This window comes from Pseudoxanthomonas sp. (genome assembly GCF_002863005.1).
Taxonomy (GTDB): domain Bacteria; phylum Pseudomonadota; class Gammaproteobacteria; order Xanthomonadales; family Xanthomonadaceae; genus Pseudoxanthomonas_A.
Genome location: NZ_PKDG01000052.1, coordinates 1 through 18,731, shown reverse-complemented (window position 1 = coordinate 18,731; position 18,731 = coordinate 1). Strand labels below are relative to the sequence as shown.

Here is an 18,731-nt window from a genome sequence, read left to right as displayed (position 1 = left end):
TTCTTACAACCAGCCGCGCTGCCGCGCCAGCCGATAGGCTTCGATGCGGTTGGCGACGCCGAGCTTGCCGATCGCTTCGGACAGGTAGTTGCGCACGGTGCCCTGCGACAGGTTCAGCTGCCTGGCGATGTCGCCGGCCGACTGGCCCTCGCCGGCGAGACGCAACACCTGGCGCTCTCGGTCGTTGAGCGGATCGGCGTCGGACCAGGCTTCCAGCGCGAGTTGCGGATCGATCGCGCGGCCGCCGCGATGCACCTTGCGGAGCGCCTCGGCGAGGTCCTCGGCCGGTGCATCCTTCAGCAGGTAGCCCGACACGCCGGCATCCAGTGCGCGCCGCAGGAATCCGCCGCGCGCGAACGTGGTGACGATGACCACCTTGCACGCAATCCCATGCCGCTGGATGCGTTGTGCCAGCTCCAGTCCGCTCAGTCCGGGCATCTCGATATCGGTGACCAGCAGGTCGGGCGTCAGGCGCTGCAGCTCACGCCACGCCGCTTCGCCATCGGCGGCGCTGCCGACCACCTCGATGTCGCTTTCCATGCCCAGCAACGCGGTGAGCGCGCCACGCACCATGGCCTGGTCTTCGGCAAGGAGTACGCGGATCATCGGAACATCACGGTGGAAGGGGTGAACGTCACGCTACCAAATCATGCAGCGTCTTGGGAGTCGTCGCGTCCGTCGCCACGTGACGAAGCGGGAAGTTCCGATGTGGGAGCGACGTAAGCCGCGATCGCATGAAATCCGCGTCCAGGCGCCTCGCCATGTTTCCACACCTCTGAACCTCCGGGATGTTGCATCGCGACTTACGTCGCTCCCACACCTGTCTCTGCGCTCGCGGGCTGCCGCTCGACGGACGCCGCCGTCTCCCCCGACGGCAGCGGCATCGTGATCTCCACGCAGGTGCCTTGCCGCAGCGTGGAATCCACGCGCAGGCGGCCACCGCGCGACTCGACGCGCTCGCGCATGCCGCTCAAGCCATTGCCGGGCACCGCCGCACTGCCGACGCCGTTGTCGCGGATGCGCAGGGTGACGTGCTCCGGCGTGGCGGCCAGCACCACTTCCGCGATGCTCGCGCGCGCATGCCGCTGGATGTTGGTCACCGCCTCGCGCAGGCTCAGCGCAAACACGGTCTCCAGGTCGGCGGGGATCGCCACCTCTTGCGCGTCGTACCGCAGGGTGACGCCATCGGATTCCAGCAGCAGGCGCGCGGAGGCGAGCTCGGCCGCCAGTCCCGCCGCGCGGATGCCGGTCACTGCGCGGCGCACCTGCGCCAGCGCGTCGCGGGCGACGCGACTGACGTCGTCGATCTCGTTGCGGGCGGCCTGCGGGTCGCGCTCGATCAGGCGTCCCGCCAGGTCGGACTTCAGCGCCACCAGCGACAGCGTGTGGCCGAGCAGGTCGTGCAGGTCGCGGCCGATGCGTTCGCGTTCGGCGAGCGCGGCGAGGCGGCGCACTTCCTCGTGCGAGAGTTTCAGTTCGGCGCGCTTGCGCACCGTTTCGGACTGGAAGTAGTTGCCGGTGAACACCGCCACCGACACGATCGCGGTCACCACCGGCACGAACACCGGGAACCCCAGCCACGCCGCCATGCCGCAGTACGCGATGATCAGGAGGGCGAACACTTCCACCCTGACCCACATCGATCCCGGCAGCAGCGCGATGAAGGCCGCCGCGTAGATCACATAGGTGTTGGAAAAGGCGTTGAACGGCATCAACCCGTAGCCGAGTGCGGCGATGCCCAGCGCACACAGCACGCGCGTCATCGCGCTGCCGCGATACGCCAGGAAGTACATCGGCAGGAACACCGTGATGGACACCAGCGTCGGCCACAGGAACCAGCGCACGCCCTCGCCCCAGTCGGCATTGGACGGCACCAGCACCGGGATGAACAGGAACACCAGGTAACCCAGCAGGAAGATGGGCATCCAGCCCAGGCCGAGCGCTTCGGGGACCAGCCGATCGCGCAGGCGCGTCAGCGGTGCGATCAGGGATGAGGGCGGATGCTGCATGGACGACTCCTGGTGCCGGCGCGCCGGCTCACCGCACCAGGCGGCGGCGGGCCAGCACGAAGAACAGTGCGGTGATGGCAGCCAGCACGGCCACGTGCAGCGCCAGCGTACGCCCCGCCCCCACGCCGACGGCCTGCTGTGCGATCTGCGCCAGATGATACGCCGGCCATGCGGGCGCCAGCGTCTGCAGGATCGTCGGCAGCATCGCCAGCGGCACCCACAGGCCCGACAGGAACGCCATCGGCAGGTAGATCAGGTTGATCAGCGCCGGCGCGCCGCGGCCACCGACCAGCGTGCCCAGCCACAGGCCCAGCGCGCTGAAGGGCAACACGCCGACCAGGCACGTCGCCGCCCACGCGGCCCATTGCGCGGCCGACAGCTGCACGTGCGCCACGCCGGCCGCGAGCGCGGCGAGCAGCAGCAGGATGATCGCGGCGAACAGCAGCGCCATGGCCATCTTCGCGACGAGGTACGCGCCCGGCGGCATCGGCTGCGCGCGCTTGAGCGTCAGCAGGCCCTGCTCGCGGTCCATCGCGACGGTCACGCCGAAACCGAACAGCGCCACGCCGATCACGCCGAACACGCCATAGCCGGCCAGCATGTAGTGCGCAGCGACCGGTCCGCCCTTGCCGCCGAGCAGCACGCCGAACAGCAGGTAGAACACGGGCGGGAACAGCAGGCAGGGCAGCGAGAACGACGGTGTGCGCAGCAGGCGGAGGAATTCGTAGCGCGCTTCCAGCAGGTAGGCGCGCGTGGACGAGAACGGAACGGTGGCGACGGTGTCCATCAGGCGGCTTCCTTCTGCGTATCGCGGGTGAGGGCAAGGAAGGCTTCGGCCAGGCCGGCACGCTGCACCTCCAGGTCGGACAGCGCGGCATCTTCATGCAGCAGGCGCCGCACGACGGATTCGGCGGCGTCGGCGACGATGTCCAGGCGCGCGCCGTCGCGTTGCGCCAGCTGCACGCCCGGCCATGCCTGCACGCGCTCGGCCGGCAGCGCGCTGGTGCAGCGGATGCGGCGCTGGGACACATGGGCCCGGACCTGCGCGACGGTACCTTCCGCCACGATGCGCCCGTGGTTCACCACCACGACCCGATCGGCGAGGGCTTCGGCTTCTTCCAGGTAGTGGGTGGTCAACAAAACCGCGCACCCCTGCGAGCGCAGTTCGCGGATCGCCTTCCACAAGGTCTGGCGCGCATCGATGTCCAGCCCGGTCGTGGGCTCGTCGAGGAACAGCAGCGCCGGCCGCCCGCAGACCGCGAGGGCGAACTGCACGCGCCGCTGCTGGCCGCCGGAGAGCTGGCCGTAGCGACGCGCCATCAGGCCGTCCAGTCCGGCCAGCGCGACCAGGTCGGCGACGCTGCGGGGCTGCGGGTAGTACGCCCGCGTGAGGTCGAGCAATTCGCGGACCTTCAGCGTGTCGGGTACCGCCGCGGCCTGCAGCATCACGCCGGTACGCCGGCGTGCCGCCAGGTCCTGCGGCGGCAGGCCGAACAGGTCCGCCGTGCCGGCATCGGGCCGCTGCAGACCCAGCAGCAGGCTGATGGCGGTGCTTTTGCCTGCCCCGTTCGGACCGAGCAGCGCCAACACCTGGCCGGCGGGCAGCGCCAGGTCCAGGCCGTCCAGCGCCAGCGTCCTGCCGTAGTGGTGGCGCACGCCGCGCAGGCGGGCCAGGGGAAGGGACATCGTGCTTGCCACGTTCATGCGACGGTCTCGTCGGAGGGTGCGGCCATCGTGCCGCGGCATCGTCGCCGTGATGAGTGCAGGCCCTCAGGCGAATCAGGTGACAGGTGTCACTGGGATGCCACCGTCCATTGCCCCACGATGCATCCCGTGGAAGGCCCGGACCGGCCATCCCGGCACGAAGTGACTTCCGGCAACTAGGCTTCCGTTACCCTTGCTGGTCACACTTCCCCGCATTCACCGTCTGGATACGCATGAATACCTCTGCCGACCTGCTGAAGGAACTCCGCATCGATCGCAAGGCGCCGCCGCCGGAGCCCCGGGCGCGCCGCGGCCTGTGGATCACGCTGGGCGTGGTCGTCGCGCTGCTGGTGCTCGCCGCCGCGGGCTGGGGCCTGTTCGGCCGCGAGAAGCCGCTGGAAGTGCGCACCGCGTCCACCGTGGCACTGGGCAACAACGCCGCGTCCGCCTCGGTGCTGGATGCATCGGGTTACGTCGTCGCGCGCCGCATGGCGACCGTCTCCGCCAAGGTCACCGGCAAGGTGCAGGAAGTCCTCATCGAGGAAGGCATGCGCGTGGAAGCGGGCCAGGTGCTGGCGCGACTGGAACCGATCGACGCCGATGCCGACCGCGCCCTGTCGCAGAGCCAGTTGCAGGCCGCGCGCAGCCAGACCGGCGGCGTGCAGGCGCAGCTGGTCGAAGCGGAAGCGAACGCGCGCCGCCTCTCGTCGCTCGTCGCCCAGCAACTCGTGTCGAAGGCGCAGTACGACCAGGCCGTCGCGCAGCGCGACCTGCTGCGCGCGCAGCTGCTGACCGCCCAGCGCAACGAACGCACGGCCGCCGACCGGCTGAAGATCGCCGACATCGGCCTGGACAACACCATCGTGCGCGCGCCGTTCGCCGGCGTGGTGATCGCCAAGGCCGCGCAGCCGGGCGAAATCGTCTCGCCGCTGTCGGCGGGCGGCGGCTTCACGCGCACTGGCATCGGCACCATCGTCGACATGGAGTCGCTGGAAGTGGAAGTGGAGGTCAACGAGTCCTTCATCGGCCGCGTGCAGCCCAGGATGCCGATCCAGGCCACGCTGAACGCCTATCCCGACTGGCAGATCCCGGGCGAGGTCATCGCCATCATTCCCACCGCCGACCGCAGCAAGGCGACGGTCAAGGTGCGCGTGGCGCTGAGCGTGAAGGACCCGCGCATCGTGCCGGACATGGGCGTGCGCGTGAGTTTCCTGGAAGCCGCCAAACCCCAGCAGGCCGAACAGCCCAAGGGCGTGCGCGTTCCCGGCGCCGCCGTGGTCGAGCGCGAGGGCGCACAGGTGACCTTCGTGGTCGGCGACGACGACACCGTGCAGCAGCGCAGCCTGAAGGTCGCCGGCAAGCTGGGCGACGACGTCCACGTCACCGACGGACTGCAGGCTGGCGAGACCGTCGTGCTGGACCCGCCTGCCGAACTGAAGGACGGCGCCAAGGTCGTGCTGGCCGAAGACGCCGAGTAGACGATTCGCTGCGTGAGGATCTTCCTCGCGCGGCGAATCACCGGAGTATCCGCGCCGACCCACCGGCGCGTGTCGATCCCGGACGACCCCATCCGTCGTCCTGACAGACGGACCGTGTCCATCGAGGACCGGATCCGCCCTGTTCGAACCGCAGCATCGCCGTTCGCCTTTCCGCCTCCAACAAGGACCTTGCCGATGTCTTCCCTGGTTTCCATCCGCAACCTCACCAAGACCTACCAGCGCGGCCCCGAGAAGGTGCAGGTGCTGCACGGCATCGACCTGGACATTCCGCACGGCGACTTCGTCGCGCTGATGGGTCCGTCCGGTTCGGGCAAGACCACGCTGCTCAACCTGATCGGCGGTCTGGACACGCCCAGCGGCGGCGAGATCGAGATCGAAGGCCAGCGCATCGACCGCATGAACGATGGACAGCTCGCGCACTGGCGCAGCTCGCATGTCGGCTTCGTCTTCCAGTTCTACAACCTGATGCCGACGCTCACCGCGCAGCGCAACGTGGAGCTGCCGCTGCTGCTGACCAAGCTGGGCGGGGCGCAACGCAAGCGCAATGCGGAGATCGCACTGCAACTGGTCGGCCTGGCCGACCGCAAGTCGCACCGCCCGAACGAGCTCTCCGGTGGCCAGCAGCAGCGCGTGGCCATCGCGCGCGCCATCGTGTCCGATCCGACCTTCCTGATCTGCGACGAACCCACGGGCGACCTCGACCGCCAGTCGGCCGAAGACATCCTCAACCTGCTGCAGATGCTCAACCGCGAACACGGCAAGACCATCATCATGGTCACGCACGATCCGAAGGCGGCCGAGTACGCCACCCACACCATCCACCTGGACAAGGGCGAGCTGGCCGACGCTCCGGCCGGCGCGCACTGACCGGAGGCGGCCATGAAATATTTCTCGCTGATATGGTCGGCGCTGTTCCGCAGCAAGACGCGGACACTGCTTACCCTGCTCTCGGTGGTCGCGGCGTTCCTGCTGTTCGGCCTGCTGGATTCGGTGCGCGTGGCGTTCAACTCCGGCGGCAGCGTGGCCGGCGCGGATCGCCTGGTCGTCGCCTCGCGGCTGTCGATCACGCAGATGCTGCCGTACAGCCTGTCGGCCCGCATCGACGCAACGCCGGGCGTGAAGAAGAGCGCCTACGCGGCGTGGTTCGGCGGCATCTACAAGGACCCGAAGAACTTCTTCCCGAACTTCTCGGTCGGCCCCGGCTACCTGGACATGTATCCGGAATACATCATCGACCCGGCGCAGGTGAAAGCCTGGGAAGCCGACCGCACCGGTGCCATCGTGGGCGAGAACCTCGCCAAGCGCTTCGGATGGAAGGTCGGCGACACCATCCCGCTGCAGGCGACGATCTTCCCGCAGAAGGACGGCAGCAACGCGTGGCCGCTGACGTTGCGCGGCACGTTCAAGCTCGCCGACAGCAAGCGCAAGGGCGAAGAGAACCAGTTGCTGTTCCACTGGAAGTACTTCGATGAGGCCAACCAGTACGTCAAGGGCCAGATCGGCTGGTACATGGTGAAGCTGGACAACGTGAACCACGCGACGCGCGTGGCCAATGCGATCGATGCCATCTCGGCCAATTCGGCGCACGAGACCAAGACGCAGACCGAGCAGGCCTTCAACCAGTCCTTCGCCAAGCAGTTCGCCGACATCGGGCTGATCGTCACCGCGATCATGGCGGCAGTGTTCTTCACCCTGCTGCTGCTGACCGGCAACACGATGGCACAGGCGGTGCGCGAGCGCGTCCCGGAGCTGGCCGTGCTGAAGACACTGGGCTTCACCAACGGCACCGTGCTGGTACTGGTGCTGGTGGAGTCGGTCCTGCTGATCGTGCTGGGCGGCGTGCTGGGCATGGCGATCGCCTCGGCGCTGATCCCGGTGGTCAGCGGTGCCAGCAACGGCATGATCGCGCTGCCCACCATCCCGGCGCAGACCTGGGCCGTCGGCCTGGGGCTGATGGTCGCGATCGGGCTCATCGTCGGCGCCTTGCCCGCGACGCGTGCGATGCGGTTGAAGATCGTCGATGCACTGGCCGGCCGCTGACAGGAGACATGACATGAAGAAGCAATGGTTGGGCAACCTCATCTCCATCGTGGCGCTGGTCGTCGGCCTGGGCGTGTGGATCGTGCTGCCGTGGTTCGCGGTGCTCGGCATCGCCGTGGCGCTGGTACTGTGGCTGTTCCTCACCCGCAGCGGACGGCTGTCGCTGGAGGCCGCGAAGATCGGCATCGCCAGCCTGCCGCAGCGCTGGGGCGCGTCCTCGGTGATCGTGGTCGGCATTGCCGGCGTGGTGGGCGTGCTGGTGGCGATGTTGGCGATGGGCGAAGGCTTTTCGGCCACGCTGAAGCAGACCGGCGGCGAGGACACCGCCATCGTGCTGCGGGGCGGGTCGCAGGCGGAGACCAACTCGGTCATCAGTCGCGACCAGGTGCCGCTGATCTCCACGCTGGCCGGTGTCGCCAAGGGCAAGGACGGTCGCGCGCTGCTGTCGCCGGAACTGTCGCAGATCGTCAACCTGCCCACGGCGAGCACCGGCGAAGACGCCAACGCGCAGTTCCGTGGCGTCAGCGAGGCGGCGTGGTCGATACGTCCGCAGGTGAAGCTGGTCGAGGGCCGCAAGTTCAACGTCGGCGTGCGCGAGATCGTGGTCGGCCAGGGTGCGAAGGGCCAGTACCGCGGCCTCGACGTCGGCAAGACGCTGAAGCTGGGCAACCAGGAGTGGACGGTGGTCGGCGTGTTCGCCTCCGGCGACGCGCATGATTCGGAACTGTGGACCGATATCGACACACTGTCGTCGGCCTACGATCGCCGCGCCTACCAGTCGGTGACGGTGCGCACCGAAGGCAAGGCCGGCTTCGACCAGTTCAAGCAGGCCATGGAGAACGACCCGCGCCTGAAACTGGATGTACTGACCACGCGCGACTACTACACCAAGCAATCCACCGGCCTGAACACGCTGATCAAGGTGCTCGGCACCGTCATCGGCACCATCATGGCCATCGGTGCCGTGTTCGGTGCGCTCAATACCATGTACGCCGCCGTCGCCGGTCGAGCGCGCGAAATCGCCACGATGCGTGCGATCGGCTTCCGTGGGCTGCCGGTGGTGATGGCGGTGATGCTGGAAACCATGCTGCTGGCGCTGCTCGGCGGCGTGCTGGGCGGACTGATCGCATGGGGAGTGTTCAACGGCTACAGCGTGGCCACGCTGGGCAGCAACTTCAGCCAGGTGGTGTTCCAGTTCAAGGTCACGCCGGAACTGCTGTGGAGTGGCCTGAAGTGGGCGCTCGGCATCGGTCTGGTCGGCGGGCTGTTTCCTGCACTGCGCGCGGCGCGACTGCCGATCACGCAGGCATTGCGCGCGATCTGAGGCGGGTGACGGGGCGCCGGCGCTGGCCGGCGCTCTCCGCCGTCAGGGATCAATCCATCCGCGCGACACGGCAGCAGCCAGGTCGGCCGGTGTATCCACATCGAGCAACAGATCCGGCGCATCGCACGCGATCACGCCCACGCCCGCCGCGTTCAGCACGTCGCGCAGTCCGCGATCGCCCTGCAGGGTCCTGGCGGCACGCAGCATCGGGGCGGCGATGATCGCGGGGATGCCGACGCGATCGCCGAAGCGCGTCGCGGCCGATCCCGACGGCGCGCGATGCGAGGCTTCCCGCAATGCATGGAGGTGCGCGAGTTCGAGTGCGGGCTGGTCGCAGGTGAGGAACAGCGTCGCATGGGGATGCGCGGCAAGTGCATCCGCCGCCACGCGGACGCTCCCTGCCAGACCCTCGTCCCAGTGCGCATTGGCCACGCACGCCACCGGCAGGTCGTTGACGCACGCCGCGATGTCGCTGGCATGCGCACCGACGACGACCAGCACGCGCGAGGCGCCGGAGGCGAGCGCCAGTCGTGCCGCACGATGCACCAGCGTTTCACCCTCGCGCGTCAACAATTGCTTCGGCAGGCCCAGGCGCGCACTGCCTCCCGCGGCCAGCACGACCGCCGCATGCAGCGCGCTCATGCAGGCTCGCCGTGATGCCAGGCCTGCAGCTGCGCGGCGATACTCAGGGCGATCGCTTCAGGCCCCTGCCCGCCCAGTTTCAATCCGATCGGCGACCGCAGGCGCGGCGCCAGCAGGGCGTGCAGATGTGCGGGAAGTACCCGCAGCAGATCCTCGCGCCGCCGGACCGGGCCCAGCAGGCCGATGAAGGGAATCCGAGTGCCGGCCAGCGCCGCCAGGGCCTCGCGGTCGTGTTCGAAATGATGGTGCATCACCAGCGCGGCATCGGGCGCGGGCTCCAGCGCGGCGAGTGCGTCGTCCGGCGACAGGATGTGCCACGTATCGGCGATGTTGTCGGCGGGAATCCAGCGCGCGCGGCGCTCCACCACGGTGACATGCCAGCCCAGCTGGCGCAGCACCGTCACCAGCATGCGCGTTTCGGGGCCGGCGCCGAAGATCGCCACGCGTGGCGGGGGCGGCACGGTCACGTCGCCGGCGATGTCCGCATGCGCGGCAGGTGCCACGGGTAGCGTCCACCGCCGGTGTGTGTCGCCGGCCTGGGCCAGCACGTCGCCCTCGGCAGCAAGACACAGCGTCAGCGGGCCTGCGCCCTGCCACCACGCCTGCACCACCTGCGACCATCCCGGCAGGCGATCCAGCGGCAGCAGGGCCAGATGCAGGCGACCGCGACAGCCGACGGCCGACCCGGCGAAGAGGTCCTCGTCGTCGCGCGTGTCGATGTCCATCGCATCGAGATGGCCCTCGGCAACCGCATGGCGCGCACGACGCGCGATCTCCGGCTCCAGGCAGCCGCCGCTCAACCAGCCGGTCTGTGCATCGTCCGCGGCGAACACGGCCATCGCACCCTGCCGCACGTAGGTCGAGCCTTCCGTGGCGATGACCACGACCAGCGCACTGCTGTCGCCGGCCTCGCTGGCGCGCGCGGATACTTCCAGAGGATGGCGATGGACCGACATGCGCACCACGATGGCGCAAGCACGGGGGCGAAGGCAACGGTCCGCGCGCCGGCAAGGGCATCGGGCAAGCATGCCGCAGGATCGTGCAAGCCGCCGCGCACGCTTTCACTGGCACGCTACGGAGGCACGGAGTATCGTCGCCCAGTCCCACGCCGCCGCCAGGGAGTGACCATGAAGTTGAACGTCAACGGGTCGGAGCGCGAAGTCGACGCCTCCGATGACATGCCGCTGCTCTGGGTCCTGCGCGACCTGATGGGCCTTACCGGCACCAAGTTCGGTTGCGGCATCGCGCAGTGCGGTGCCTGTACCGTGCACGTCGATGGCTCGCCCCTGCGCGCCTGCGTGACGCCCGCGTCGGCGGTCGCCGGCAAGAAGATCACCACCATCGAAGGGCTGTCGGCCGATGGATCCCACCCCGTGCAGAAGGCGTGGGCGGAACTCGACGTGGTGCAGTGCGGCTACTGCCAGTCCGGCCAGATCATGTCGGCGGCGGCGCTGCTCGCGGTGGTTCCCGCACCGACCGACAGCGACATCGACCACGCACTGTCCGGCAACCTCTGCCGCTGCGGCACCTACCAGCGCATCCGCGCCGCCGTGCACCGCGCCGCCGAGCTGGGCAAGGAAGCCTGACCCCATCCCGCCGCGGCAGGCGATGCCGTGGTCCCGATCCGATGTTCGACGGAGGTCGTGTCCGTGAACCTTGAACTGAAATCCTCGCGCCGCGGCTTTCTGCGTTCCACCGCGCTCGTCGGCGGTGGCCTGGTCGTCGCCATCGCCGTGCCCGGCGCCCGCCGCTTCGCGTGGGCACAGGAAGCGCAACCCGCCGCCGCGGCCGCCTTCGCGCCGAACGCGTTCCTGCGCATCGCCGCGGATGATTCGATCACCGTGCTGCTCGCGCATGCCGAAATGGGCCAGGGCATCTGGACCACGCTGCCGATGCTGATCGCCGAAGAACTGGATGCCGACTGGTCGAAGATCCGCGTCGAACACGGTCCCGCCGACAAGGCGTACACCAGCCCGGTGTTCGGCATGCAGGGCACCGGCGGTTCGACCACGACATGGTCCGAGTTCGACCGCTACCGCCAGGCCGGCGCCGTCGCGCGCACCCTGTTGCTGCAGGCCGCCGCGGCACGCCTCAACGTGCCGCTCACCGACCTGCGCACCGAGAACGGCGCGGTGGTGTCGGGCACGCAGCGGTTGCGCTACGGCGAACTCGCCGATGCCGCCGGCAAACTGCCGCCGCCCGATCCGAAGACGCTGACGCTGCGCGAACCCAAGGACTGGAAGCTGATCGGCAAGGCGACCAAGCGCCTGGATACGCCGGAGAAGATCACCGGCAAGGCCGTGTTCGGCATGGACGTCCAGTTCGAAGGCCTGCTGACGGCGGTCGTGCTGCGCTCACCGGTGTTCGGCGGCCAGGTGAAGTCGTTCGACGCCACCGCGGCGCGTGCCGTGCCCGGCGTGCGCGACGTGGTGCAGGTGCCCAGCGGCGTGGCCGTGGTCGCCGAGCACTTCTGGGCCGCCAAGCTGGGCCGCGATGCGCTGCAGGTGGTGTGGGAGGCCGGCGAAGGCGCCAAGCTCGACAGCGCCACGCTGCGCCAGCAGTTCTCGCAACTGGCGACCGAGGACGGCCCGACCGCCGTACGCGCGGGCGATGTCGTGGCCGGCCTCGGCAAGGCCGCCAAGACCGTCGAGGCCGAATATGCCGTTCCCTACCTCGCGCACGCGGCGATGGAACCGCTGAACTGCACCGTCAAGATCGGCGACGACGGGTGCGACATCTGGTGCGGCACGCAGTTCCCCACGCTGGACCAGAACAGCACCGCGAAGATCCTCGGCATGCCGCCGGAGAAGATCCGCATCCACACGCCGTTCCTCGGCGGCGGTTTCGGTCGACGCGCCACGCCGGACTCGGACGTCGTGTCGGAAGCCGTGCACGTGGCCAGGGCCGCGAAGGCGCCGGTCAAGACGGTATGGACGCGCGAGGACGATACGCGCGGCGGCTACTACCGCTCGGCGTTCGTCGAGAAGATCAAGGTCGGCCTGGGCGAAGACGGCCTGCCGACGGCGTGGCACCAGGTGATGGTGGGCCAGTCGATCATGGCCGGCACGTTCATGGAAGCCATGATGGTCAAGGACGGGATCGACGCCACCTCGACCGAAGGCGTGGCGAACTCGCCGTACGTGCTGGGCACGCCGGCGCACCGTGTCGACCTGCATTCGCCCAGGACCGGCATTCCCGTGTTGTGGTGGCGCTCGGTGGGGCACAGCGTCAACGGTTTCGTGATGGAGAGCTTCGTCGACGAACTGGCGCATGCCGCCGGCAAGGATCCCGTCGAGTACCGCCGCGCCCTGCTGAAGGACCACCCGCGGCATCTGGCGGCGTTGAACCTGGCCGCCGAGAAGGCCGGCTGGTCCTCGCCCGCCGCGCAGGGACGCGGACGCGGCGTCGCCGTGCACGAGTCCTTCGGCAGCTACGTCGCGCAGGTCGCCGAAGTCTCCGTCGAGGACGGCCAGGTCCGCGTGCACCGCGTGGTCTGCGCGATCGACTGCGGCGTGGCGGTGAATCCCGGCGCCGTCGCGGCGCAGATGGAATCCGGCATCGTCTTCGGCCTGGGTGCGGCGCTGCATGGCGCGCTGACATTGAAGGAGGGCCAGGTGCAGGAATCGAACTACCACGACTACCGGGTGTTGCGCCTGCACGAAATGCCGAAGGTCGAAGTCCACATCGTGCCGAGCACCGACAAGATGGGCGGCGTGGGCGAGCCCGGCACGCCGCCGATCGCGCCGGCCGTGGCCAATGCCGTGTTCGCGCTCACCGGTCAACGGTTGCGCGAGTTGCCGCTGCGCCTGCCGACGCCCGCCTCCTCCACGCCCACTGCCTGAGGCCTGCCATGCGCATCCTGATGATGTCGTTGACCGTCCTTTTGCTCGTCGCGTGCAAGCCGCGTGTCAGCGAGGAACAGAAGGCGCAGGCGCTGACCGCCTTCGCTACCGTGGAAAAGGTGTTCCAGCACCCCCGTTGCAGCAACTGCCATATCCCGGGCGATGCGCCCCTGCAGTTCGATACGCAGACGCCGCATGCGATGAACGTCGCACGCGGACCGGAGGGCAAGGGCGCGCCCGGCCTGCCGTGCTCGACCTGCCATGCGGAACAGAACGCACCGGCGAGCTACGGCCCGCACGCACCGCCGGGGGCGCCGCACTGGCAGCTGCCGCCGCCCGACCACAAGATGGCGTGGATCGGCCTGCCGGCCGACCAGCTGTGCGCGATGATCCAGGACAAGAAGCGCAACGGTGGCCGCGACTTCGATGCGCTGGTCAAGCACGTGGCGGAAGACAAGCTGGTGTTGTGGGGCTGGAATCCCGGGGGCGAGCGCGCGCCGGTGCCGGTGCCGCACGATCAGTTCGTCGCCGCGTTCAAGACGTGGACGGCCGCAGGGGGTCCTTGCCCGGCGCCTGCGGCGAAGACGCCCGGCTGAATCAACGCCCCGGTGCGGTCGCCACGACCGCATCGCGGCGACGTGCGCGCCACAGGCCATCGGTCGCGAAGATCAACAGTCCCGTCCAGATGGCCGCGAACCCGATCGCGCGTTCGATCCCGAAGGATTCTCGGAACACCAGCACGCCCAGCAGCAGCTGGATGCTCGGCGCGATGTACTGCAGCAGCCCCACCAGCGACAGCGGAATGCGCCGCACGCCGTAGGCGAAGCCGATCAGCGGTACCGCCGACACCACGCCGCCGAACACCAGCAACAGGTCGTCCTTCCAGCCGTAGCCGCTGACGAAACCGCCACCGTGCCCGGTCTCGCTCCAGACCACGTAGGCCAGCGCGGGCAGGAACAGGTACAGGCTTTCGACCCCCAGCCCGGCGACGGGATCGACCGCGACCAGCTTGCGCACCAGGCCATACACGCCGAACGAGAACGCCAGCCCCAGCGCGATCCAGGGCGGCGCGCCGGCCTGCAGCGTCAGCCACGCGACGCCCAGCAGCGCGAAACCCACCGCGACCCATTGCGCCGGCGAGAGGCGTTCGCGCAGCACCAGCACGCCCAGCACCACGTTGATCAGCGGGTTGATGAAGTAGCCCAGGCTGGTTTCGACCACGTGGCCGGCGTTGACCGCCCAGATGTACAAGCCCCAGTTGAATGCGATCAGCAGGCTGCTGATGCCGAGCAACGGCACGGCGCGCGGCTGCGCGCGCACCTGCTGCCACCAGCGGCGTCCGTTCTTCAGCAGCAGCCAGCCGAGCACCAGCACGGCGCTCCACACGATGCGGTGCGCGATGATCTGGAACGACGGCACTGCCTTCAACAGGTGCCAGTACAGCGGCACCACGCCCCAGATCAGGAACGTGCCGGCGGTGATCGCCAGGCCCTTGCGATCGATCGGCGCCGCGCTCATTTCGCCTGCCGCGCGCGCGCCAGCGTGATGACCACCACGCCGGCCAGGATCACCGCCATCGCGCCCAGGTCGTGCGCCGTGAACGTCTCGCCGGCGATGAACGCACCCAAGGCGACCGCGATCACCGGATTGACGTAGGCGTAGCTGCCCACCAGTACCGGGCGCGCATGGTGCAGCAGCCAGACGTAAGCGGTGAACGCGACGATCGAACCGAACACCGCCAGATACGCGACCGCCAGGCCACCGCCGAGCGTCCAGTCCCCGGTATCGAAGCGCTCGCCGTGCAGCAGGCCTGCGGCCACCAGCATCACGCCTGCGGCGAGCATCTGCGCTGCGGCCGTCATGAACGGCGACGGCAGGTCGCGGCCGCGCGACCAGATGGAGCCGTAGGCCCAGGCGATCGGCGCGACCAGCAACAGCACCAGCCCCACCGGCGAACCGGTCAGCGAGCTGCCGGCGTTGAGCCACACGACGCCGGCGAATCCCACGACGATGCCCAGCCACTCGCCCTTCGTCGGATGCTGGCCGCGCATCGCGCCGAACAGGCCCATCCACAGCGGCATCGACGCCACCGCCACGGCCGCCAGGCCGGACGACACGGTCTGCTCGGCCAGCACCACCATGCCGTTGCCCATCAACAGCAGCAGCGCACCCATCACCAGCAGGTTCTTCCATTGCGCGCGCGTCGGCGGCGCGACACCACGCCAGCGCAGGAACAGGAACATCACCAGCCCGGCCGCGACGAAACGGCTGCCCGACACCATCAGCAGCGGCGGAAAGCCACCTTCCAGCGCGAAGCGGATGCCGAGGTAGGTCGAACCCCACACCACGTAGACGATGGCCAGGGCGATAGCGACAGCAAGACCGCCACGCGCGGGCGCGGCGGCGGGAACGGACGAAGTCATGGGGGAACCATGGGAAATGCGGCGTGGTGCAATTCTAGGCCAGTCGCTGTCACGCGACAGGCCGAAAGCGCCCTCGGGTCCTTGAAACCTTTCCGGACTGCCTTGAATTCCGCTCAACCCTCGACCCGGAAACCTGTAGGAGCGCCCAATGGGCGCGATGCTCTTGTTTCGCCAACCATCACCGGTAGAAGCATCGCGCCCATGCGGCACTCCTGCAGGACTTCCTTTCTTGCGGGCATCTCGCTATGCGAGAAAATCGGTGGATCAGCCGCGCTCTCGCGCCAGCAACTGCTGCTTGCGTGGCAATCCCCAGCGATAGCCTCCCGGCGAACCGTCGCCGCGGATCACGCGATGGCACGGGACGACCACGGCGATGCGGTTGTGCGCGCATGCGCTGGCTACCGCGCGTGCAGCACGCGGCGCGCCGAGCGATTGCGCCAGGCCGGCGTAGCTGACAGTGTCACCGGCCGGGATCTTCATCAGCGCCTCCCAGACGCGCTGCTGGAAGCCGGTACCGAGCAGATCCACCGGCACGTCCGCGTCGCCACCCGCCAACCGCTCCGCCACCGCGCGCAGGCGGGGCGCAAGAAAGTCGTCGCGGCCTGCTTCGACACGTTCGAGTTGCGCCAGCGGAAACTCTTCGCGCAGCCGCCGCTCCAGCGTCGCATCGTCGTCACCCAGTTCCACCGCGCAGATGCCACGCTCGGTGGCAGCCACCAGTGTGCGGCCAAGCACGGTATCGACCACGGTCCAGCGGATCGCCACGCCACGGCCTCCCGCACGGTATGTCGCGGGTGTCATGCCCAGTTTCGTCGCGCCCTGCTCGTACAGCCGCGAAGGCGAGCCATAGCCGGCGTCGTACAGCGCAGAGGTTACGTCGCTGCCCGTGCGCAACGCGTTCTTCAGCGTGCCGAGCTTCTTGCGCGCGAGGTACTCCGCTGGGCTCAGCCCGAAACGCGCGCGAAAACGTCGCTGCAGATGGGACGCGCTGACGCCCGTGCGTGCAGCCAGTTCGGACAACGAGGGGTCGCCTTCGTCGAGCAGGCGGCGTGCCGCTTCGACAGGATCGGCGGCGGAGGTGGAGGAATCGGAGGAAGGCAGTCGGCGCGGCATCGTGTCCATGCGCCCAGACTAGGGCGCACGCGGCGGTCGCGCTATCCGGATCTTGCGCTGCGCGCGCCGTGCAGCCGGAGGAGCGGGAAGTGGCCAGATGCCTGATCGACCGGCATTCGACCTCACGTCCCCGCCTCGCTCCTGCCCTATTGCGCCCAGCGACCCGGACCCGGCGAATCGGGCAGCACCTGCGCCGACAGTTTGCGGTCCTGGCCCAGGACGCTGATCGCGTCCGAAAGGATGGCGGCGGATTCGCGCAGCAACGGATCCGGACGCTTGTCGGCCAGCTTCTCGCGCTGCGCGTCCTTCACGATGTCGCGCTCGGACGCACCGAGACCGTCGTCGGCCAGGTCCTCGGCCAGCGGGTCCAGCGCCAGGCCCAATGCCTTGCGTTCGGCCTGCCGCTGCTTGCGCTGCTCGTCCTGGCGCTCGCGCTCAGCGCGGCGCTCGGCTTCATTGAGCGAGACGTACTTCTTGGCGGCCTCGGCACGGTACTGGGCCACGTCCTCGGACCACCACTGGAACTCCTTGTCCTTCGCCGAACGCGCAGCGTGCAAGGCCTCGAGACGCGGCAGCAGCGGCGCGAAGTTGCCGTACTGCGTGTGCGGGACGGCAGCGATGCGCGTCCACGGCAGCGCGTTGTCGTACGTGCTTTCGCCGTACTCGCTGGCGTCCACGCTCACGGGGAACGCGATGTCCGGGACGACGCCCTTGTGCTGCGTGCTGCCGCCGGCCACGCGGAAGAACTGCGCGATGGTCAGCTTCACCGAGCCGAAGCGCGGCGCTTCATTGGCGGGCCAGCGGTCCAGGTCGACCATGTTCTGCACGGTGCCCTTGCCGAAGCTGGTCTCGCCGATCACGAGGCCGCGCCCGTAGTCCTGGATGGCACCGGCGAAGATTTCCGATGCGGACGCGGAATAGCGATTGATCAGCACGGCCAGCGGACCGTCCCACGCGACACCGGTCTTGCGGTCGCTGTTGACGGTGACGCGGCCGCCGGACTCGCGCACCTGCACGACCGGGCCCTTGTCGATGAACAGGCCAGTGAGTTCCACCGCCTCGTCGAGCGAACCGCCGCCGTTGTTGCGCAGGTCCATCACCACGCCGTCCACGCCCTGCGTCTTGAACTGCGCGAGCAGCTTCGAGATATCGCGGGTCGCGGAGTTGAAATCGTTCGGGTTGCGCCGACGGCCTTCGAAATCCTGGTAGAACGCCGGCAGCTTGATCACGCCGATGCGGCGCGCGGGCTCGGTACCGTTGGCCGGCAGTACGATGGTCTCGGCCTTGGCTGCCTGCTCTTCCAGCTTGACCTTCTGCCGGGTGATGGTGACCTGCGCATGCTTGCCGTCAATGCCCGCTTCGGCTGGGATGTACTCGATGCGTACCTGCGTATCCTTCTTGCCGCGGATCTGCGCCACCACGTCGTCGATGCGCCAGCCGATCACGTCGGTCAACGGCCCCGACTTGCCCTGCCCGACCGCCACGATGCGGTCGCCGATCTTCAACTTGCCGCTCAGGTCGGCCGGGCCACCCGGCACGATCTCGCGGATCGCCACCAGGTCATCCTGGCGCTGCAGCACCGCGCCGATGCCTTCCAGCGACAGCGACATGGACTGGTTGAAATTCTCGGCGGTGCGCGGCGTGAAGTAATCCGTATGCGGATCGATCGCGCTGGTGTACGCGTTGAGGAACGTCTGGAAGACATCCTCGGTCTTGAGTTCGTTGATGCTGCGCTGGAGGTTGGCGTAGCGCTTGTCCAGCGTCTTGCGGATGTCGTCGGGCTTCTTGCCGGCCAGCTTCAGCCGCAGCCAGTCGTTCATCACCGATTTCTTCCAGATCCCGTCCAGGGCCTTGCCATCGGCGGCCCACGGTGCGTCTTCGCGGTCGTATTCCCAGCGCTCGCTGCCGGTGAAGTCGAAGTCCTGCTTCAACAGGGCGCGGGCGAAGGCGACGCGCTGGCCCACGCGCTGCTGGACTGCCCGTGGTGCGCCGCCCTGCGGGATGCGGCGCTCCAGCTCTGGCCCGGTGCACCGCCTCGTGCCCTCTGTGAGCCAGTAGAGCCTTCCCGGCACCTCCCGGCACGCATGGCACCACCACCGTTTGCGCTCCGCGCTAGCATCGCGGAGCGCGCCAGC

At 68.8% G+C, this 18,731-nt stretch carries 17 protein-coding genes; 7 read left to right on the top strand and 10 right to left on the bottom strand.

Annotation, left to right across the window (positions count from 1 at the left end):
- Window positions 1-3: 3 nt before the first annotated feature.
- The 4 genes from CYU89_RS17405 to CYU89_RS17390 form a co-directional block, all read right to left on the bottom strand.
- On the bottom strand, window positions 4-606 hold the full coding sequence (locus CYU89_RS17405; RefSeq protein ID WP_296282799.1) for a response regulator transcription factor: 603 nt from the start codon (window positions 604-606) through the stop codon (window positions 4-6).
- A gap of 197 nt (window positions 607-803) precedes the next feature.
- Window positions 804-2,009 (bottom strand): sensor histidine kinase, encoded by a 1,206-nt coding sequence (locus tag CYU89_RS17400; protein WP_296282798.1) that lies wholly within the window; start codon window positions 2,007-2,009, stop codon window positions 804-806.
- A gap of 28 nt (window positions 2,010-2,037) precedes the next feature.
- Window positions 2,038-2,796, bottom strand: coding sequence for an ABC transporter permease (locus CYU89_RS17395; protein ID WP_296282797.1), 759 nt, complete (start codon window positions 2,794-2,796; stop codon window positions 2,038-2,040).
- The gene (locus tag CYU89_RS17390) at window positions 2,796-3,695 is read right to left on the bottom strand and encodes an ABC transporter ATP-binding protein (RefSeq protein ID WP_296282796.1); all 900 of its coding nucleotides are present in this window, start codon (window positions 3,693-3,695) and stop codon (window positions 2,796-2,798) included. Before CYU89_RS17390 ends, CYU89_RS17395 begins: the two co-directional genes overlap by 1 nt.
- 251 nt (window positions 3,696-3,946) lie before the next feature.
- On the opposite strand from CYU89_RS17390, the gene CYU89_RS17385 reads away from it, so the two are divergent.
- The 4 genes from CYU89_RS17385 (at window position 3,947) to CYU89_RS17370 (ending at window position 8,576) form a co-directional block, all read left to right on the top strand.
- Window positions 3,947-5,191, top strand: a complete 1,245-nt coding sequence (locus CYU89_RS17385; protein ID WP_296282795.1) for an efflux RND transporter periplasmic adaptor subunit — start codon at window positions 3,947-3,949, stop codon at window positions 5,189-5,191.
- Between the two features lie 195 nt (window positions 5,192-5,386).
- Window positions 5,387-6,079, top strand: coding sequence for an ABC transporter ATP-binding protein (locus CYU89_RS17380; protein WP_296282794.1), 693 nt, complete (start codon window positions 5,387-5,389; stop codon window positions 6,077-6,079).
- 12 nt (window positions 6,080-6,091) lie between these two features.
- Window positions 6,092-7,252, top strand: coding sequence for an FtsX-like permease family protein (locus CYU89_RS17375; RefSeq protein WP_296282793.1), 1,161 nt, complete (start codon window positions 6,092-6,094; stop codon window positions 7,250-7,252).
- A 13-nt stretch (window positions 7,253-7,265) separates the two neighbouring features.
- The gene (locus CYU89_RS17370) at window positions 7,266-8,576 is read left to right on the top strand and encodes an ABC transporter permease (RefSeq protein WP_296282792.1); all 1,311 of its coding nucleotides are present in this window, start codon (window positions 7,266-7,268) and stop codon (window positions 8,574-8,576) included.
- A gap of 42 nt (window positions 8,577-8,618) precedes the next feature.
- Here the strand turns inward: CYU89_RS17370 and CYU89_RS17365 are convergent, their stop codons facing one another.
- Together CYU89_RS17365 and CYU89_RS17360 are read right to left on the bottom strand one after the other, a co-directional pair.
- The gene (locus CYU89_RS17365; protein WP_296282791.1) at window positions 8,619-9,218 is read right to left on the bottom strand and encodes a nucleotidyltransferase family protein; all 600 of its coding nucleotides are present in this window, start codon (window positions 9,216-9,218) and stop codon (window positions 8,619-8,621) included.
- On the bottom strand, window positions 9,215-10,174 hold the full coding sequence (locus CYU89_RS17360; protein WP_296282790.1) for an XdhC/CoxI family protein: 960 nt from the start codon (window positions 10,172-10,174) through the stop codon (window positions 9,215-9,217). The genes CYU89_RS17365 and CYU89_RS17360 overlap by 4 nt, the downstream gene beginning before the upstream one ends.
- A gap of 171 nt (window positions 10,175-10,345) precedes the next feature.
- On the opposite strand from CYU89_RS17360, the gene CYU89_RS17355 reads away from it, so the two are divergent.
- From CYU89_RS17355 to CYU89_RS17345, 3 genes are all read left to right on the top strand, one after another.
- Window positions 10,346-10,804, top strand: a complete 459-nt coding sequence (locus CYU89_RS17355; RefSeq protein ID WP_296282789.1) for a (2Fe-2S)-binding protein — start codon at window positions 10,346-10,348, stop codon at window positions 10,802-10,804.
- Between the two features lie 63 nt (window positions 10,805-10,867).
- The gene (locus tag CYU89_RS17350; protein WP_296282788.1) at window positions 10,868-13,060 is read left to right on the top strand and encodes a xanthine dehydrogenase family protein molybdopterin-binding subunit; all 2,193 of its coding nucleotides are present in this window, start codon (window positions 10,868-10,870) and stop codon (window positions 13,058-13,060) included.
- Window positions 13,061-13,068: 8 nt separating this feature from the next.
- Window positions 13,069-13,656: a hypothetical protein gene (locus CYU89_RS17345; protein WP_296282787.1), complete on the top strand. Its 588-nt coding sequence runs from the start codon at window positions 13,069-13,071 to the stop codon at window positions 13,654-13,656.
- A gap of 1 nt (window position 13,657) precedes the next feature.
- On the opposite strand, the gene rarD is transcribed toward CYU89_RS17345, so the two are convergent.
- The 4 genes from rarD to CYU89_RS17325 all read right to left on the bottom strand — a co-directional run.
- Complete coding sequence (gene rarD / locus CYU89_RS17340; RefSeq protein ID WP_296282786.1) at window positions 13,658-14,578, bottom strand: EamA family transporter RarD; 921 nt, start codon at window positions 14,576-14,578, stop codon at window positions 13,658-13,660.
- Window positions 14,575-15,483 (bottom strand): drug/metabolite exporter YedA, encoded by a 909-nt coding sequence (yedA, locus tag CYU89_RS17335; RefSeq protein ID WP_296282785.1) that lies wholly within the window; start codon window positions 15,481-15,483, stop codon window positions 14,575-14,577. Before yedA ends, rarD begins: the two co-directional genes overlap by 4 nt.
- A gap of 264 nt (window positions 15,484-15,747) precedes the next feature.
- The gene (locus CYU89_RS17330; protein ID WP_296282784.1) at window positions 15,748-16,605 is read right to left on the bottom strand and encodes a methylated-DNA--[protein]-cysteine S-methyltransferase; all 858 of its coding nucleotides are present in this window, start codon (window positions 16,603-16,605) and stop codon (window positions 15,748-15,750) included.
- Window positions 16,606-16,742: 137 nt separating this feature from the next.
- On the bottom strand, window positions 16,743-18,731 hold a 1,989-nt coding region (locus tag CYU89_RS17325), incomplete at its 5' end, for a carboxy terminal-processing peptidase (protein WP_296282783.1).

Excerpts from the sequence above, each read along its gene's own strand:
- CYU89_RS17395 (WP_296282797.1), bottom strand. The coding sequence starts at position 2,796 with ATGGACACCGTCGCCACCGTTCCGTTCTCGTCCACGCGCGCCTACCTG.
- CYU89_RS17365 (WP_296282791.1), bottom strand. The coding sequence starts at position 9,218 with ATGAGCGCGCTGCATGCGGCGGTCGTGCTGGCCGCGGGAGGCAGTGCG.
- CYU89_RS17390 (WP_296282796.1), bottom strand. The coding sequence starts at position 3,695 with ATGTCCCTTCCCCTGGCCCGCCTGCGCGGCGTGCGCCACCACTACGGC.
- CYU89_RS17370 (WP_296282792.1), top strand. The coding sequence starts at position 7,266 with ATGAAGAAGCAATGGTTGGGCAACCTCATCTCCATCGTGGCGCTGGTC.
- CYU89_RS17375 (WP_296282793.1), top strand. The coding sequence starts at position 6,092 with ATGAAATATTTCTCGCTGATATGGTCGGCGCTGTTCCGCAGCAAGACG.
- CYU89_RS17400 (WP_296282798.1), bottom strand. The coding sequence starts at position 2,009 with ATGCAGCATCCGCCCTCATCCCTGATCGCACCGCTGACGCGCCTGCGC.
- CYU89_RS17360 (WP_296282790.1), bottom strand. The coding sequence starts at position 10,174 with ATGTCGGTCCATCGCCATCCTCTGGAAGTATCCGCGCGCGCCAGCGAG.
- CYU89_RS17345 (WP_296282787.1), top strand. The coding sequence starts at position 13,069 with ATGCGCATCCTGATGATGTCGTTGACCGTCCTTTTGCTCGTCGCGTGC.
- CYU89_RS17405 (WP_296282799.1), bottom strand. The coding sequence starts at position 606 with ATGATCCGCGTACTCCTTGCCGAAGACCAGGCCATGGTGCGTGGCGCG.
- CYU89_RS17355 (WP_296282789.1), top strand. The coding sequence starts at position 10,346 with ATGAAGTTGAACGTCAACGGGTCGGAGCGCGAAGTCGACGCCTCCGAT.
- yedA (WP_296282785.1), bottom strand. The coding sequence starts at position 15,483 with ATGACTTCGTCCGTTCCCGCCGCCGCGCCCGCGCGTGGCGGTCTTGCT.
- CYU89_RS17380 (WP_296282794.1), top strand. The coding sequence starts at position 5,387 with ATGTCTTCCCTGGTTTCCATCCGCAACCTCACCAAGACCTACCAGCGC.
- rarD (WP_296282786.1), bottom strand. The coding sequence starts at position 14,578 with ATGAGCGCGGCGCCGATCGATCGCAAGGGCCTGGCGATCACCGCCGGC.
- CYU89_RS17330 (WP_296282784.1), bottom strand. The coding sequence starts at position 16,605 with ATGGACACGATGCCGCGCCGACTGCCTTCCTCCGATTCCTCCACCTCC.
- CYU89_RS17385 (WP_296282795.1), top strand. The coding sequence starts at position 3,947 with ATGAATACCTCTGCCGACCTGCTGAAGGAACTCCGCATCGATCGCAAG.